The sequence below is a fragment of the Pseudoalteromonas sp. GutCa3 genome (genome assembly GCF_002836155.1).
In the GTDB taxonomy this organism is placed as follows: domain Bacteria; phylum Pseudomonadota; class Gammaproteobacteria; order Enterobacterales; family Alteromonadaceae; genus Pseudoalteromonas; species Pseudoalteromonas arctica.
Genome location: NZ_PJBK01000103.1, coordinates 1 through 16788 on the forward strand (window position 1 = coordinate 1; position 16788 = coordinate 16788).

General features: G+C 38.8%; 11 protein-coding genes. 5 read left to right on the forward strand and 6 right to left on the reverse strand.

All coding sequences use genetic code 11. The features are described from left to right. Nucleotides 1–90: 90 nt before the first annotated feature. The gene (locus CXF64_RS19500; RefSeq protein WP_101217841.1) at nt 91–1011 is read right to left on the reverse strand and encodes a TraB/GumN family protein; all 921 of its coding nucleotides are present in this window, start codon (nt 1009–1011) and stop codon (nt 91–93) included. Between the two features lie 36 nt (nt 1012–1047). Next, on the reverse strand, nt 1048–1401 hold the full coding sequence (locus tag CXF64_RS19505; protein ID WP_232783814.1) for a hypothetical protein: 354 nt from the start codon (nt 1399–1401) through the stop codon (nt 1048–1050). A 293-nt stretch (nt 1402–1694) separates the two neighbouring features. Here CXF64_RS19505 and CXF64_RS19515 point away from each other — a divergent pair, with 293 nt between their 5' ends. Further along, complete coding sequence (locus CXF64_RS19515) at nt 1695–3836, forward strand: winged helix family transcriptional regulator (RefSeq protein WP_101217843.1); 2142 nt, start codon at nt 1695–1697, stop codon at nt 3834–3836. Between the two features lie 15 nt (nt 3837–3851). Continuing rightward, entirely contained in the window at nt 3852–4082 is a 231-nt protein-coding gene (locus CXF64_RS19520) for a hypothetical protein (protein ID WP_101217844.1), read from the forward strand. 311 nt (nt 4083–4393) lie between these two features. On the opposite strand, the gene uvrA is transcribed toward CXF64_RS19520, so the two are convergent. After that, nucleotides 4394–7219, reverse strand: a complete 2826-nt coding sequence (gene uvrA, locus CXF64_RS19525; protein WP_101163338.1) for an excinuclease ABC subunit UvrA — start codon at nt 7217–7219, stop codon at nt 4394–4396. Between the two features lie 162 nt (nt 7220–7381). On the opposite strand from uvrA, the gene CXF64_RS19530 reads away from it, so the two are divergent. The 3 genes from CXF64_RS19530 to CXF64_RS19540 all read left to right on the forward strand — a co-directional run bounded on the left by CXF64_RS19530 (nt 7382) and on the right by CXF64_RS19540 (nt 12466). Further along, a complete protein-coding gene (locus CXF64_RS19530) occupies nt 7382–8749 on the forward strand; it encodes an MFS transporter (protein WP_010553785.1) in 1368 nt (455 codons plus the stop codon). Between the two features lie 20 nt (nt 8750–8769). Further along, nucleotides 8770–9492 (forward strand): single-stranded DNA-binding protein, encoded by a 723-nt coding sequence (ssb, locus tag CXF64_RS19535; RefSeq protein WP_007586300.1) that lies wholly within the window; start codon nt 8770–8772, stop codon nt 9490–9492. A 244-nt stretch (nt 9493–9736) separates the two neighbouring features. Next, nucleotides 9737–12466 carry a response regulator gene (locus tag CXF64_RS19540; protein WP_101217845.1) on the forward strand — a complete coding sequence of 910 codons (2730 nt, stop codon included), beginning with the start codon at nt 9737–9739 and terminating at the stop codon, nt 12464–12466. 228 nt (nt 12467–12694) lie between these two features. Here the strand turns inward: CXF64_RS19540 and pntB are convergent, their stop codons facing one another. From pntB to adhP, 3 genes are all read right to left on the reverse strand, one after another. After that, nucleotides 12695–14089 (reverse strand): Re/Si-specific NAD(P)(+) transhydrogenase subunit beta, encoded by a 1395-nt coding sequence (gene pntB, locus CXF64_RS19545; protein WP_101218016.1) that lies wholly within the window; start codon nt 14087–14089, stop codon nt 12695–12697. 10 nt (nt 14090–14099) lie between these two features. After that, nucleotides 14100–15644: a Re/Si-specific NAD(P)(+) transhydrogenase subunit alpha gene (locus CXF64_RS19550; RefSeq protein ID WP_101217846.1), complete on the reverse strand. Its 1545-nt coding sequence runs from the start codon at nt 15642–15644 to the stop codon at nt 14100–14102. A gap of 118 nt (nt 15645–15762) precedes the next feature. Beyond that, nucleotides 15763–16782: an alcohol dehydrogenase AdhP gene (gene adhP / locus CXF64_RS19555; RefSeq protein ID WP_198551157.1), complete on the reverse strand. Its 1020-nt coding sequence runs from the start codon at nt 16780–16782 to the stop codon at nt 15763–15765. Between the last annotated feature and the right edge of the window lie 6 nt (nt 16783–16788).

Consider the following 16788-nt stretch of genomic DNA (forward strand, 5'->3'; position numbering starts at 1 on the left):
TTGTTAGCGGCATTTTTTATATAGCACATATCAACATGATAGACCCAAATAGAAACAGTAGCGATATCGCTAGTTTGTCTGTTTTATCCATTATTCAGCCCCTCTTACTGTTATATCTGCCGTGCTATCAACACTGACTAAAGAAACGCTGTAGCCTTTGTTTTCAAGTAAGGTAAGTAAACTATCTTGTCCTGCAAGGTGGCCAACTCCAACAAGTACAAACTCATTTTTGTCGTTGTTAAACATGGCTTCTACTTTTGGTAACCAATCATTATTTCTATCTGTAATGAGTTGTTTATAGCTATTCGGATCATTTTTCTGCATACCTTCAAGTGCTACTTTATTCAGTGTGTCTGTATCACCTTTGCGCCAGGCAGCTAAAAGTCCTTTAAACATATCGCCATAGTTGTGAAGCCCGGCTAAGTTACGTTTAATGAAATCGTTTTCGTTGCCTTGACCCATTGTTTTATAAAGCTCTAACTGAAATTCCATTGTTTCTAAGTAATTTTTTGTTTTGTTATCTTCAGTCGCTTTTTTAGTAAAATAAGCATCAACCCCTTCACCCATTAAGTTTTGCTTTTGAAGCTCCATCGACATTAAAACAATACTCACCATAGCAGGACGAAAACCATCTAACTTAGCTAGGTTAGCGCCAAACTCGCTAAGCTTATTTTCAAGTAAAGCCTTAATCTCGGGTTCTAGCTTTTGACTCAACGTTTCGTTATTTGTATACGATAGCGCACCTAGCATTTGCATTTGTGCATTGGTGTCGGCTGGGTCAGGTAACGGTGCTTCTAAAATAATTGTATCTGCTTGTTCATAAGCATGGTTAAACTCAGCGGGCAGTGGCATTTCAGCTTTAGGTAGTATGTGAACTGTACCGCCAATAAATAGTGAGTCATTGCCATTACTTACTTTCCATACAGAACTTTGAGCCTGTGCTGTATTTGCTAGAAGACTGCAACTAAGTAATACGCTGGCAGATACTAATTTTTTTGTGAACTTTTTCATGATAATTCCTTAATATAATTTTTAATTTTATTGTTTTTATTTCGATAACACATTGCTGAAATATGCAGTGATTGACGATGTTACCTTTGAAAGATTTTTATCAATTTGCGAGTTGATTTTGCTCATTGAAGAGTCAAGCTCAGCTGATATTTTTTCATCCAGTGAAGAAAGTAACGTTTGTGTATCAACATTATTTTTTAAAGACTCAGAAGCGTCTATTTTGTTTGTTTTTTGTAGTTTTTGATTCGCAGGGTTAATTGCCTTTATGCTTTCACCAATCATGCATTTCTCAAAATTATTTTGAACGGTGTCTTGTTTAGTGTCAGCTGCAATAACTGAAGTAGTATTAAAAGCAGTTGCTAGTAGTAAAGCCGGTAGTACTTTTTTCATTGTGCTGTCCATAATTAAACCTTTTATATTTTTAACTGCAGCCAATTTAGAATCACAAATGATTTTTTACTAAGCTGCTTGTTGATGACGGTTTAAAGAATATCGCTGAATTTATTAAGAGTCGCTTATCTAGTTATGAGCAATTAATAGATAAGGTTTTAAAGATAAATAATTGTTTTAATTTAGTATGTTAGCTTTAAACCTTATAATGCTAATATAAGGTTTAAAATGCTTTTCTATAAAATAAAATGCAGATGTGATACGGTTTATAAAAATAAAAATACGTAAAGACTATGAATTATCAAATCGGACCTTGGCAATTTATTAGTAATCGCTGTGTGATTACTTCAAACCATTTAGAAAGGGAATTAGATCCACTTTTAGTAAAGTTATTACTTCACTTTGTAGATAAGCCTCATCAAATCGTTTCCCGCCAAGAGCTTATTGAGAGTGTGTGGCAACAGAGCTTTGTTGATGATAATGCGATTAACCGTGCAATCTCAGAGTTAAGAAAGCAGCTTGCCCACCCAATTGAAAAAGCACCGCTTTTAAAAACGCATTACCGTAAAGGGTATAGCCTAACAGTAATACCTGAGCGTTTAACGCAAGCAAACGTTTCTAAAGAGCCTACAAACATTTTGCCTAACTCAACGGGTATTACTGCCAAAAATGAAGAGCTAGCTACTGCAACTATTTCGCAACCGGTTCAAAGAAAGAATAGTAAAAAGTTTTTGATTTATTCTTTATTCGTCATTATTTGCCTCTGCTTTTTAATATGGTTTGGGTTGTTTTTTATTAATGCACCTTCTAGTGAAAAGATTAAACAGATCACGGTTAATAAGGTAGCAAGCACGTGGAATATAGGCAGTGAGGTTCACCCTGAGATGTCTTCAGATAAACAATATTTAGCTTATACAAATGTTGAACCCGAAAATGACGTAATGCATGCATTTGTAAAGCGATTATCTGATCAAAGGGAAGTTGAAATTACCTATCCTGGCTTTCAAGTATCTATTTTATCGTGGCAGTTAAATCAGCACTTTGTGTTGTTACAAGCGACCAACTTAAAGCAGCAAAAGTGTGAAATGGTACTCGTCGATTTAAGCCAGTTTCCTGTTATAGGAGAGGCTACCTTAATTAAAAAGTGTGACCTTAGATACACAGGTTATGCGCAAGTAGACGAAAGTGGTGAGCATATTTATTACACCGAATATAAAAATGAGCATGAGGGTTCAGGTTTATATAAATATGATTTAGAACTTAAAAAAGAATTCATAGTGATCCCACCACCAGGCGTCATGTATGGCGTAATCATGCCTCGTTTATCTCATTCTGGTAGTAAAATAGCATATGTACTTAGTCAAAAGGGTAAGCCTTTTTCTGTATTTAGCTACAACTTTGAGACCCATGAAACCAAGCGGTTATTTAAAGCAAAGAAAAGCATAATTAGCTTCGCGTTTGACTGGCTTGCAGACGATAAAGGCGTGATTGTTTTTGAAGGCTCTGAACTTTCAACCATTGTGTTTGATGAAAATAATATTATTAAACGCACACTAACGGTTACCCCAGCAATTTCACCTTATTATATTGCAGTTCAATCTGCTAATAGCCTTTTTTACTCAGCAAATAAAACACAAGCATTTTCGTTAATTAAAGCGACCAATCTTTTTAGCGATGTTCCTCAGTATGAAGCACTCTACAGAAGTGATGAAGACGACTACCACATTGTAGAAGTCATTAATGAGAAAGGGCCAGCGCATATTTTTGTATCCGAGCGCTCTGGCAGCAGTCAGTTGTGGTTATCTCAAAATGGACTTATAAAGCAACTTAGTAACTTTACTTATGAAGGGAAATCTACCTTTGCTATTGGCGGACTAAGAGTATCGAGTAAGCAAGATCGTGTTTTATTAAGAGTTAATAGCGATATTGCATTTTTTGACGTTATGTCGAACAAGCTCTATACCATAGCTGAGTTTAAAGGGCGAAAAATACTAAACTATGTATGGTCTAAAGATAATGAAAGTATAATTTATTTAGAGCGAAGTGGTTCAGAGAATCTATTTGCTCAGTTTAATTTATTAACGCGAGACACAACTATATTAGAGGATATTAAAGCCAACAAATTAATTTCAGGCGCTGACGGTACTAATTATGCGATTACTAACAATCAGTTAATTAAATTATCAAATAAACAGAGTTGGGAATTGCCTAAAGACGCGCGACAAGCACAAGTTTTTGCCATTAATGGTAATTACCTTTACTACTCTGATGCTATTTCAAGAGTTGCTAGGCTTAATTTAGAAGATAAAACAGTAAAAGATGTGCACGTGGATTTTAAACCCATCGCATTTTTTATTAGTAATAACAATCAGATTTTATTTACAGAATCAAAATATAAAGACATGCAAATAATACAGATAAGCTGGAACGACTAGAGAAAAGGAATTTACATGAGCTTTAAAGTTAAGCACTATGCTGCAAAAACGATTAAGACGAGCTATGCAATGGAGTGGGAAATGCTACTCACTGAATTAGTTATTGGCTTATTGTGCAGCGTATTTGCTTATCTGGGTTCTAAGGCGAGTGTGTTACTCATTTTTGTTGCTAATTTATTTATTGCAGTGTGTTGTTTTTCTTTAATAACATTTTCGATTATTATACCAATTCGCTTAATTAAGTGATCTATTTTGAGGATGGAAAAACGTGTTGATAGCTAGGCAAAAAATTCGCTATTTAGTTGTTCTCGGCAATTGCTCCTGCATTGCTCTACCTTCTGCATCCATGCAGTCGTAAATGAGAATTTTTTAACACAGGTAGCGACACGTTTAGCCCCGCAAAATGATTAAGTATTATTGCGGATTGGTATTATGTTGATAAAAGAAAAATTAGAGCCAAAAAATAGCGAGAAGTGAATCTTCTCGCCATTTTTAATTAAGTGTAATCTCTAGGGTTAAATAACTTTAGTGCCGATTGATTTGTAACAACCGAACCTCTATTTATTTAATAGAGGTTTTAAGTAATGCCCAGTATGTGAACGCTCACATTCGGCTACTTCTTCTGGTGTACCGGCAATGAGTATTTCACCACCGCCAGCACCGCCTTCAGGTCCTAAATCGATAACCCAATCTGCTGTTTTAATTACATCAAGGTTGTGCTCAATAACAACAATTGTATTGCCGTGATCGCGCAAGCGATGAAGCACAACAAGCAGCTGTTCAATATCAGCAAAGTGTAAGCCTGTTGTTGGCTCATCTAATATGTAGAGCGTTTTACCTGTATCACGCTTTGATAGCTCGCGCGCTAGTTTTACACGTTGCGCCTCACCACCTGAAAGAGTAGTAGCGGCTTGACCTAAACGAACATACGACAAACCAACGTCCATAAGCGTTTTAAGCTTACGAGCAATAGCCGGTATTTTATCAAAGTAATCATGAGCGTCTTCAACAGTCATCTCAAGCACTTGGTGTATGTTTTTACCTTTGTATTGTACTTCGAGGGTTTCGCGGTTATAGCGTTTACTCTTACATACATCACACGGTACATACACATCAGGTAAAAAGTGCATTTCAACTTTAATTAAGCCGTCACCTTGGCAAGCTTCACAGCGTCCGCCTTTAACGTTAAAGCTAAAGCGACCTACTTTGTAGCCACGTGAGCGCGCTTCTTGTGTACCTGCAAATAACTCACGAATGCCGGTAAATATACCTGTGTAGGTTGCTGGATTTGAACGCGGAGTACGACCAATCGGGCTTTGATCAATATCGATCACTTTATCAAAATGATCTAAACCACTAATTGATTTATATGGTGCCGCTTCGGCAGTTGTTGCGCCATTTAACTCTGTATGAGCAAGTTTAAACAAAGTGTCGTTTATTAGCGTTGATTTACCCGAGCCCGATACACCTGTCACACAAGTCATTAAACCAAATGGGATTTTTAGATCTACATTTTTAAGATTATTACCCGTTGCGCCAAATAGCTCTAGCCACTTGTCGTTCGTTGGATGACGTTCTTTTGGTATTTCTATTCTACGTACGCCTGATAAAAACTGGCCCGTAACAGACTCTTTGCTTGCTAAAATATCGTCGCGTGTTCCTTGAGCAATAATATGCCCACCATGAACACCCGCGCCTGGGCCAATATCAATAATATGGTCAGCGGCACGAATAGCATCTTCATCGTGCTCTACCACAATAACGGTGTTACCTAAGTCGCGTAAATGTACCAATGTTTGTAATAAACGGTCGTTATCGCGCTGATGTAATCCAATAGATGGCTCATCTAGTACGTACATTACACCTACAAGACCGGCACCAATTTGACTGGCTAAGCGGATACGCTGAGCCTCACCACCTGATAGTGTGTCGGCGCTACGTTCAAGTGATAAGTAATTTAGGCCAACGTTAATCAAAAATGATAAACGGTCGCGAATTTCTTTTAGTATTTTTTCAGCTATTTGGCCTTTTTGTCCGGTTAGCGTTAACCCTTCAAAAAACTCCATAGCTTCACCAATACTCATGCACGTGATTGCAGGTAAGTTGGTTTGCCCAATAAATACATTTCGAGATTCTTCGCGTAAACGCGAGCCATTACAGCTAGGACATGCTTGGCTTGTTTGGTATTTAGCAAGCTCTTCGCGTACTGAGTTTGACTCGGTCTCGCGGTAGCGGCGATTCATGTTGTTTAAAACGCCTTCAAACTCGTGATTACGCGTAATTAAATCGCCACGGTCGTTACGGTAATTAAACGCAATTTTAGTGCTACCAGAGCCATCTAAAATAATTTTTTTCGAGTCGCTGTCTAAATCTTGATAAGGCACATCTAAATCAAAACTATAATGCTCAGCAACGGCTTGTAGCATTTGATAGTAATAAAAGCTGCGTTTATCCCAGCCTTTAATTGCACCGCCAGCAAGACTTAACTCTGGGTTATGCACTACGCGATTAGGATCAAAATATTGACGTATACCTAAACCATCACAGGTTTGGCACGCACCAGCAGGGTTATTAAACGAAAACAAACGCGGTTCTAGCTCAGTCATTGCATAGCCACAAGTAGGGCAGGCAAAGTTTGCTGAGAATAGAATTTCTTCAGCGCTGCTATCATCCATGTATGCTACATGTGCAACGCCATTAGACATTTCAAGCGCAGTTTCAAACGATTCTGCTAAGCGTTGTTGTAAGCCATCTTTTACTTTAAATCTGTCTACAACAACTTCTATTGTATGTTTTTTATGAAGCTCAAGTGTTGGTGGATCAGACAAGTCACATACTTCACCGTCTATACGGGCGCGAATATAACCTTGGCTTGATAGCTGCTCTAATAACTTAACATGCTCACCTTTACGCTCTTTTACTATTGGCGCAAGCAGCATTAACTTACTCCCTTCAGGCAGTGCCAAAACAGTATCTACCATTTGACTAACGGTTTGCGCAGCAAGTGGTAAATCATGTGTAGGGCATCGTGGTTCGCCAACGCGGGCAAACATAAGTCGTAAATAATCGTAAATTTCGGTAATAGTACCCACAGTGGATCGTGGGTTATGAGACGTTGATTTTTGCTCAATAGAAATTGCAGGAGAGAGGCCTTCGATGTGATCTACATCAGGCTTTTCCATAAGCGATAAAAATTGTCTTGCATACGCAGAAAGTGATTCAACATACCGGCGTTGTCCTTCTGCATAAAGTGTATCAAATGCAAGTGATGACTTCCCCGAACCAGATAGACCAGTAATAACTATTAATTTATCACGTGGGATGGTTAGGCTGATGTCTTTTAAATTATGCGTACGGGCGCCTCGGACTTCAATGTTTTCCATGCTATCTCGTTTATTACCAAAATTATTTACTCAGTATCGCATAATACGAAGCAATATTAATCCTTGATCAATGAAAAATCCTTACTTATAGGCGATTAATTATTGCCAAGCTTATGGTAGAATCCCAACCTCAATTTTTCATAGAGTAAGATCACGCAGATAATGACCGCATCTTCACTTAATTCACGAGAAAAACGCGCCGCAGTATCGCTGGCGAGTGTGTTTGCATTTAGAATGCTCGGCTTGTTTATGCTGATGCCTGTATTGGCTATTTATGGACAATCGCTTGAAGGTTTTTCGCCTATTTGGATTGGTTTTGCCATTGGTGCGTATGGTTTAACGCAAGCCGTATTACAAATACCTATGGGTCGATTATCCGATAAGATTGGTCGTAAAAAGGTTATTGTTGGTGGCTTAGTCGTATTTGCTATTGGCTCTGTAGTTGCTGCATTAGCTGACTCTATTCAAATGGTTACCGTAGGCCGCGCTCTACAAGGTATGGGCGCAATAGCCAGTGCACTACTCGCGTTTGCTTCTGATTTAAGCCGTGATGAGCAACGACCAAAGGTAATGGCCGTTATTGGTATGAGCATAGGAATGAGCTTTGCCTTTGCTATGCTACTTGGGCCAATTGTCGCAGCTTCGTGGGGTATTGCGGGTGTATTTTGGTTGACTGCTATTTTAGCTGTTTTTGGTATATTTATAGTGACTATGCTAGTGCCAAATGCGGTAAATAAAGCGCCCAAAGGCGATACATTAGCAAGCTTTAGCGACATTAAAAAACTAATTAAGCACCCTCAGTTAGCACGATTAAATGCAGGTGTATTGCTATTACACTTAACGCTAACCACAATATTTGTCGTACTGCCGAGTCAATTAATTAAAGATGGCTTAGTTGCCGACCATCACTGGTATTTATATATTCCAGTGCTATTTTTAGCATTTTTATTAATGGTACCAATAATGATTGTGGCCATTAAAAAAGAGAAAGAAAAACAAGCATTTATTGGCTCAGTAGCCTTGTTAACTATTAGTATGCTAGCAATGTCGGTATGGGTTAATAGTGTAGTAGGCATTGCTGTGTGTATGCTGCTTTATTTTGTGGCGTTTAACTTTTTAGAAGCCACTATGCCTGCGCTTGTATCGCGAATAGCACCTGCAAGCCAAAAAGGTTCAGCAATGGGTGGCTACTCATCTAGTCAGTTTTTAGGCGCCTTTTTAGGCGGTATGTTAGGTGGTTATGTAGCACAAACTACAACGACGCAAGCTGTGTTTGCGGCAGCGGCACTTGTTGGGTTAATATGGCTTATTATTGCGTGGAAAATGCAAGTCCCACCCAAAAGTAAAGTTATTAGTTTAATGACCAAATTAGATTCTGAAGAGCATGCTCAAACACTTGCTTCTCAGTTAGTTGCTTTACCAGGCGTAATAGAAGCAACTGTGGTTCGCGATGAAAGTCGCAGCTATTTAAAGATTAATGATAAAGAATTTGACCTAGACCAAGCACGTAAAGTAGCTGGTTTAATCTAACATTTATAGGAGATGGTTCCATGGCACGCGGTGTGAACAAAGTAATTTTGGTTGGTAATTTAGGGCAAGATCCTGAAGTTCGTTATATGCCTAACGGCAATGGTGTAGCAAATATTACCTTAGCAACTTCGGATAGCTATAAAGATAAAAACACTGGCCAAATGGTTGATAAAACTGAGTGGCATCGTGTTGTGTTCTTTGGCAAATTAGCTGAAATTGTTGGTGAATATTGTCGTAAAGGTTCACAAATTTATGTTGAAGGTAAGCTTCAAACACGTAAGTGGACCGATCAACAAGGCCAAGAAAAATACACTACAGAAATAGTTGTAGATGGCTTTACTGGTCAAATGCAAATGTTAGGCGCACGTGGTGGCGATCAGCAAAGTGGTGGTTACCAAGGTAATCAGCCGCAAGGTGGTCAACAAGGTGGTGGTTACCAAGGTAATCAGCCGCAAGGTGGTCAACAAAGCGGTGGTTACGGTCAAAATAACCAAGGCCAAGCCGCACAGCAAAGTGGCTATAATCCGCAGCAACAAGCTGCACCAGCAGCACAACCAAAACCGGCTCCAGCACCACAGCAGCAAAGTAATCAATATCAGCCGCAAGGTGGTTATGCACCACAGCAAAAAAGTGCACCACAACAGCAAGGTGGTTTCGCTCCTAAACCACAAAGTGCTCCGCAAGGTGGCGCATCAAACCCAATGGAACCAACCATTGATTTTGACGACGATATCCCGTTCTAGTTTTCCAACTTTTACAGTGTAAAGATTTATTATAGAAAAGCCCCGTATGAACGGGGCTTTTTTATACGAGTTGTGTAGTGAGGGCAACCCAGAACTATCAATGAATATCGTCATTAAGCAATAAAATGAAATAGTATTAGTAAACATGTTAAATTATGGTGGTATTTACATTTTATTTAATTGATAAATATATCGTTAACACTTACCATTAAAGGACTTTCACCTTGATTACACAATGAGAAACATGAAAACTAATATCTTATTTTTATTTCTTGTTTTTCAATTTGTGAGTCCAATTTCAAACGCTCAACCTTCTTCAAATGTTACTCATGTTTTATTTATAAATTCAACAAACCAAGATATGCCTTGGCACAAAAGTGTTGATTCTGGACTGCGTAAAAAACTTATAGGACGTTCTTTTAGTTATGAACTCTTCGTTGAAAATATGGATGTAAACCGATTCGATGAAGCAAATCAAAAACAGTTAATGAAGGACTACCTCAAACAAAAATATAAAAATAAGCACATCGATATCATTGTTACTCAGTCTCCTTCTGCAGCAGTACTTTTATCGCAATTAGATGACTTTTTTATAAATGCTCCAAGAATATATTTGGAACCAGGCGCTCAATTCAGTTTGCCTAAAAATACTAACGGAGCAGTGATCCAAGCTAAATTAGATTACGCGCAAGCAACAGCAAGCGCTGTTAATATAATGAAGCCTAAAAAATTAATCGTTATATTAGATACAAAAAACGATATTGGGATGAGCTTTTATCGAGGGCTCTTTTCGGTTATTAACCGTGACTTTTCGTATTTAGACGTAGAGAAGTGGTTTGATCTTTCAATGCCAGAGCTACTCACTAGAGTAAAAAATGCGCCAGATGATTCAATTATATTGTTTACACCCATTTTCAGGTATTACGATAATAAATCCCTTAGCCCTTATCAGCTAGTAGAGCGATTAGCTAAAGCAAGTTCAGCGCCCATTTTTAGTTATTGGGAGGTACTATTAGGCTCAGGTGTTGTTGGTGGGTATGTGTTGTCGGGTGAAAAAATAGGTGAACGTATTGCCGATTCGATAATTTTATACAATGAAAATAAAAGCTTAAGTGCAATCAGTGGTGAAGGGCTAAGTGTTTACGCTTACGACTGGCGTCAATTAAACAAGTTCGATATAGCTCCACAAAGCTTGACGGAAAAGTCGATTATATCTTATTACGAGCCAACCTATTTTGAGCAAAATAAAACATTAATTTACAGCGCTACTGCGATTATTTTTATTCTTAGCAGCTTTTTAGTTTTCGTATTGTTTTTAAATCAACGCCGCATTCAACTTTTAAAAGAGCTTGATGAAGAAAAGCAAAGATTAGAGTCTCGCGTTGAACAGCGTACTGAAGAACTGTTGCAAGCCAAAGAAGAGGCCGAAAAGCTGACATCTGCTAAGTCTGAATTTTTAGCAAATATGAGTCATGAAATCAGAACTCCTATGAGTGGGATTATTGGCTTAACCAACATTTTGCTCGAAAAAGGTTTGCCTGGAGAATATGAGCATTATTTAAATAAAATTAAATATTCTTCAGATCAACTTCTTGTAGTTATTAACGATATTTTAGACTTTTCAAAAATTGAGTCTGGAAATATTAACCTTGAGGAATTTCCTTTTTCTGTAAATTCGGTTGTTGACTACATCAAAGCAACTTTTGATGAGCTAGCTCAACGCAAAGGGATCACATTTGATATTGTCATTGGTAAAGAGGTTAAACTCGATTTAATAGGTGATGTAGTTCGAATAAACCAAGTACTGCTAAATTTATGCTCTAACGCAATTAAATTTACTACACACGGCTTTGTATCGGTATTAATAGAATCAAAAAGATCGTTAGCTGATCCTAAGAGCGTTTGTTTGTATTTCATTGTTAAGGATTCCGGTATTGGGATTGCTGAGCAAAGCCTTGCCGATTTATTTGAATCTTTTACTCAAGCTGACAGCTCTACAACCAGGAAGTTTGGCGGTACAGGTTTAGGTTTAACTATAAGTAAGCGTTTATGCCAATCGATGGGTGGGGATATAACGGTAAAAAGTACTCAAGGTGTAGGTAGTGAATTTATAGCTTCGATTAAGGTGAAATTGAATAACCAAGCATTGATTGATAATACTCCCGACCTAACTTTTACTGATTCGTTCGAGGTATTAATTGTAGATGATAATGAAGATGATCTTAAGGTAATTGAAAATCAGCTAACGGCTATGGGGCTAGTATGTACGGCCTGTCAATCTGCTAAACAAGCTATTGATATTATTGAACACAATAAAGAGAAATTTAAAGTTGTTATTGTCGACTGGGCAATGCCATCAATGAGTAGCGAAACTTTTTTAATACGCATTTTCAATATTAACCCTCAACTTTATAACAACACGATTGTGCTTATAATGAGTGACGAAAGTTTACTTAATAATGCAGCCAAAAAAGTAAGTATAAAAACTATTTTGCAGAAACCTGTATACACGAGTGTTTTGTATGAGGCGATTGAAAGTAAAGTAGTAGCCCCTCTTAATGAGGTGCCTAAAGTAAATACTGTGAGTGAACAGTCGCTGGCAGGTATAAAAATATTGGTTGCGGAAGATAACTCGATCAACAGACTAATCGTTACAAACATACTAGAGAAGGCTGATGCTCAAATTTACTTGGTTGACAATGGATTAGAATGTATTCAAGCCGTGAAATCACAATCGTACGATATTATTTTGATGGATATTCATATGCCTATTATGGATGGGGTTGAGGCGAGTAAAATTATTCGTAGCGATAGTGACAAAGCAATCGCAAATATTCCAATAATTGCTTTAACAGCTAATGTTATGAAAGATGATATTACACGATACTTATCCATTGGCATGAACGCCCATGTTGCAAAGCCTATTAAAGCGCAAAATCTACGTGAAACTATAATCCACTGTTTAAATAAATAGCTGAGCCATTAAAGTGATTTAATAATTATATATATCAAATGCCTGTCGTAATATCTCCCGTTGCTTGAGCCTGTTTTGAATAACTTAAAATAGAATTTGACTCAAAGGTTTAATAGGTAGTTTAACTAGTTATAATCACGGCAATTAAGCGGATCTCAAAAATATAAAATCTAAGCAATGCAAAAATAACAAAGCCATGGAATCCTCCATGGCTTTGCAACGTTACTTTTATAGTGCAGCAACAACTTCGACTAACGTGTCTTTGGCATCTCCAAAGAGCATTTGTGTATTATCTTTAAAAAACAATGGATTTTGTACCCCAGCATAACCGGTTGCCATACTGCGCTTTAAGACAATTGACGCTTTACCATGCCAGCATTCAAGTACTGGCATGCCGGCGATAGGGCTATTTGGTTCATCAAGTGCTGACGGGTTTACAATATCGTTTGCACCAATCACAAGTGAAACATCAACTTGTGGAAAATCGTCGTTTACTTCATCCATTTCAAAAACAATGTCGTAAGGAACTTTAGCTTCAGCTAATAATACATTCATTTGTCCAGGCATTCGCCCTGCAACAGGGTGTATTGCAAAGCGCACGTTAATGTCTTTTTCACGTAATTTACTTGTGAGTTCAGAGACTATTTGCTGCGCTTTTGCAACGGCCATTCCGTATCCAGGAATAATCATTACTTCTTTTGCGCTCATGAGCAGCTCTGCTGTTTCGGTTGCACTGATTGTTAGTACTTCACCTTGTTCTTGATCCCCTGCAGGTAAAGCTTTTACATTGCTACTACCGAATCCACCGGCAATGACGGATAAAAAATTTCGGTTCATAGCTTTGCACATTATATAGCTCAAAATAGCTCCGCTTGAACCAACTAATGCACCAATTACAATGAGTAAATCGTTATTTAGCATAAAGCCTGTCGCGGCAGCGGCCCAGCCTGAATAACTATTAAGCATAGATATAACAACCGGCATATCGGCACCGCCAATTGCCATCACCATATGAATACCAAAAACTAAAGCAAGAGCTATCATAATAACCAGTGGCAACATGCCATTACCAACAGCAGACTGCACAACGAATTGCTGTCCAAGCCACGCTACAGCAACTAATAAAACAAGATTAAATATATGTCGCCCTGGTAGTGTTAAAGGCTTACTGCCTATTCGACCAGATAATTTACCAAAAGCGGTAATTGAACCTGAAAGTGTAATAGCACCAATTAAAACACCTACATAGGTTTCAATATCGTGAATGGTTAAGTCAATTCCTGTAAAATGACTAGAAGCATCCGCAAAGTTAGCATACCCAACCATTATAGCCGCGAGCCCGACTAGACTGTGTAAAATAGCAATCAGTTCTGGAATTGCAGTCATTTGCACTCGTTTTGCTACAAGTAAACCAATACTGCCACCCACTAATAATGCAATCATCAACTCAATATAGTTATTGGTAACAACACCTAAAACAGTCGCCAAAAGTGCTATCACCATGCCTGAAATACCATACCAATTACCTTTACGGGCAGTTTCTTGATTGGATAGGCCATTTAAAGCCAAAATAAAAAGAACCATCGCAGCAATGTACGCCACGGTTACAATACCAGTACTAATCATGACAACCTCACTTACGGAACATTTTGAGCATGCGATGTGTTACAGCAAAGCCGCCAACAATATTAATACTCGCAATTAACACGGTAAAAACAGCAAACCATTTAATAGTGTCGTCAGTTGAGCTTATTTGAATTAAAGCACCGATAACAATAATGCTTGAAATGGCATTGGTTACACTCATTAAAGGCGTATGTAGTGCAGGCGATACACTCCAAATAACCATATAACCTACAAAGCAGGCTAAGACAAAAACGGTAAAATGAGACATAAAATCAGCGGGTGCAACGCCACCAAGCCCAAGCAATGCTAATGCACCGATAGCGGCGCCAATTATATGCCCAAATACCGATTTCTTTTTCTCAACAATAGTGGGTTTAGGTTTAGGTTTAGGTGTAGCCGCAACCTTTTTAGCGGTTGCAGATAGTGTGGGCGCTGGTGGCGGCCAAGTTGTTTTTCCTTCAGTACATATAGTCGCACCTAAAACAACGTCGTTTGTCATATCAACAAAGAGTTTGCCGTCTTTTTCTGGGGTCATTTCGGCTAACAGGTTGTATAAGTTATTACTGTATAATTGGCTCGATTGTGCAGCAAGGCGACTTGGTAAATCGGTGTAACCAATAATCGATACACCATGGCATACGGCGACCTTACCCGGGACTGTTAATTCACAGTTTCCACCTTGTTCGGCTGCAAGATCGACTATTACGCTGCCGCTCTTCATTGATGCAACCATCTCGCTGGTGATCAATTTAGGCGCTGGTTTTCCGGGTATGAGTGCGGTAGTAACAATTATATCAACGTCTTTAGCTTGCGCTGCAAACAATGCCATTTCGGCTTCGATAAATTCATCGCTCATTACTTTAGCGTAACCACCTTCGCCTGAGCCGTCTTCATCTTTAAAGTCGAGCATTAAAAACTCAGCGTCCATGCTTTCAATTTGCTCTTTTACTTCAGCACGCGTATCAAATGAGCGAACAATTGCGCCCATACTTTTTGCAGCCCCAATAGCGGCTAAACCAGCAACACCGGCACCAATTACAAGTACCTTGGCGGGAGCAACTCTTCCTGCCGCTGTAATTTGTCCGGTAAAAAACCGGCCAAAATGTTGAGCTGCTTCTACAATTGCACGATAGCCTGATATGTTGGCCATTGAGCTGCGGGCATCCATTTTTTGTGCCCGAGAAATACGAGGAATGCTATCTATTGCAATGGCGGTGATACCACGCTGAGTTAAATCTTTTAGCATCTCTGGGTTTTGTGCCGGCCATAAAAAACAGATTAATGTTTGTCCGCTTTTTAGTAATGTATTTTCATCACCTTCAGGTGCTTGTACTTTTAGTACAATATCAGACTGTGCCCATACATCTTGTGCTGAGTTAACTATTTTACAACCAGCTTCACCATACGCATCATCGGCGTAATTAGCCGCCATTCCTGCACCAGTTTCAATGACAACATCAAAACCAAGCTTTGTTAATTTACTTACTACATCAGGGGTCGTCGCGACTCGTCGCTCGCCAGTGTGGATTTCTTTTGGAACACCAATTTTCATTGTCGAACCTCGATTTAAATGCCATGAAGAGGAATTAATATGTATCTAGGCGTTATGGAATTAGCGATACGATGAAATATGTTATTTACTAACATGAATCCACCGTATTTATTACTGTTTAAAGTGTAAAATCAATAACTACACGAGATGGTACTTTGCCATGTTCGAGTCTTTCAAATATTTCATTAATAGCGCTTAAAGGCTGTAATTCAATATCCGCCTTAACTTTGCCTTGTGCCGCAAAAGCGAGCGCTTCGGCCATATCTTTGCGGTTCCCAACAAATGATCCTTTAATAGTGATGCAATTTGCTACTACATCAAATAATGGCGTCGGAAACTCACCAGGCGGTAAGCCAACTAAAACACATGTACCGTGTTTACGGGTCATATTAACCCCTTGCTCAAATGCTGGTAGGGAAGGAGCCGTAATAAGTACGCCATGGGCGCCACCTTGCGTTATTTCTTTGACGGTGTCTGCTGCATTATCTGTTTTAGCATTTACGACTGCATCGGCGCCAAGTAAGGTTGCGTGTTCAAGCTTACCGTCATCAATATCTATCGCACACACTTTAAGACCCATCGTCTTGGCATATTGAATCGCTAAATGACCAAGTCCACCACAACCTGAAATTGCTACCCACTCACCTGGTTTAGCATCGGTTTCTTTAATACCTTTGTAAGTTGTAATACCAGCACAAATTATAGGGGCCGCTTGTACTGCTGATAAGCCATCAGGAATAAGTGCAACGTAATTAGGATCGGCAATAATATACTCGGCAAAACCACCATCTTTAGTGTAGCCACCAAACTCAGCATCAGGACATACTGGTTCATAAGCACTTAAGCAAAATTCACAGTGTCCACAAGCTGAATATAGCCACGGAACACCGACTCTATCGCCTACTTTTACGCTTGTAACACCTTCGCCAATTTTGGTAACTAGCCCAATGCCTTCATGGCCAGGAGTAAATGGTGGAGTTGGTTTTAATGGCCAATCACCGTTTGCTGCATGTAAATCTGTGTGGCATACACCGCAGGCTTCTGTTTTAACTAATATTTGCCCTGCATTAGGTGATGGAATATCTAAATCGCGTAGAACTAAAGGTTTGCCAAATTGCTCAACAACGGCTGCTTTCATTTTGTT

Coding starts and splice junctions, on each gene's coding strand:
- CXF64_RS19500 (WP_101217841.1), bottom strand. CDS start 1,011: ATGAAAAAGTTCACAAAAAAATTAGTATCTGCCAGCGTATTACTTAGT.
- CXF64_RS19505 (WP_232783814.1), bottom strand. CDS start 1,401: ATGAAAAAAGTACTACCGGCTTTACTACTAGCAACTGCTTTTAATACT.
- CXF64_RS19515 (WP_101217843.1), top strand. CDS start 1,695: ATGAATTATCAAATCGGACCTTGGCAATTTATTAGTAATCGCTGTGTG.
- CXF64_RS19520 (WP_101217844.1), top strand. CDS start 3,852: ATGAGCTTTAAAGTTAAGCACTATGCTGCAAAAACGATTAAGACGAGC.
- uvrA (WP_101163338.1), bottom strand. CDS start 7,219: ATGGAAAACATTGAAGTCCGAGGCGCCCGTACGCATAATTTAAAAGAC.
- CXF64_RS19530 (WP_010553785.1), top strand. CDS start 7,382: ATGACCGCATCTTCACTTAATTCACGAGAAAAACGCGCCGCAGTATCG.
- ssb (WP_007586300.1), top strand. CDS start 8,770: ATGGCACGCGGTGTGAACAAAGTAATTTTGGTTGGTAATTTAGGGCAA.
- CXF64_RS19540 (WP_101217845.1), top strand. CDS start 9,737: ATGAAAACTAATATCTTATTTTTATTTCTTGTTTTTCAATTTGTGAGT.
- CXF64_RS19550 (WP_101217846.1), bottom strand. CDS start 15,644: ATGAAAATTGGTGTTCCAAAAGAAATCCACACTGGCGAGCGACGAGTC.
- adhP (WP_198551157.1), bottom strand. CDS start 16,782: ATGAAAGCAGCCGTTGTTGAGCAATTTGGCAAACCTTTAGTTCTACGC.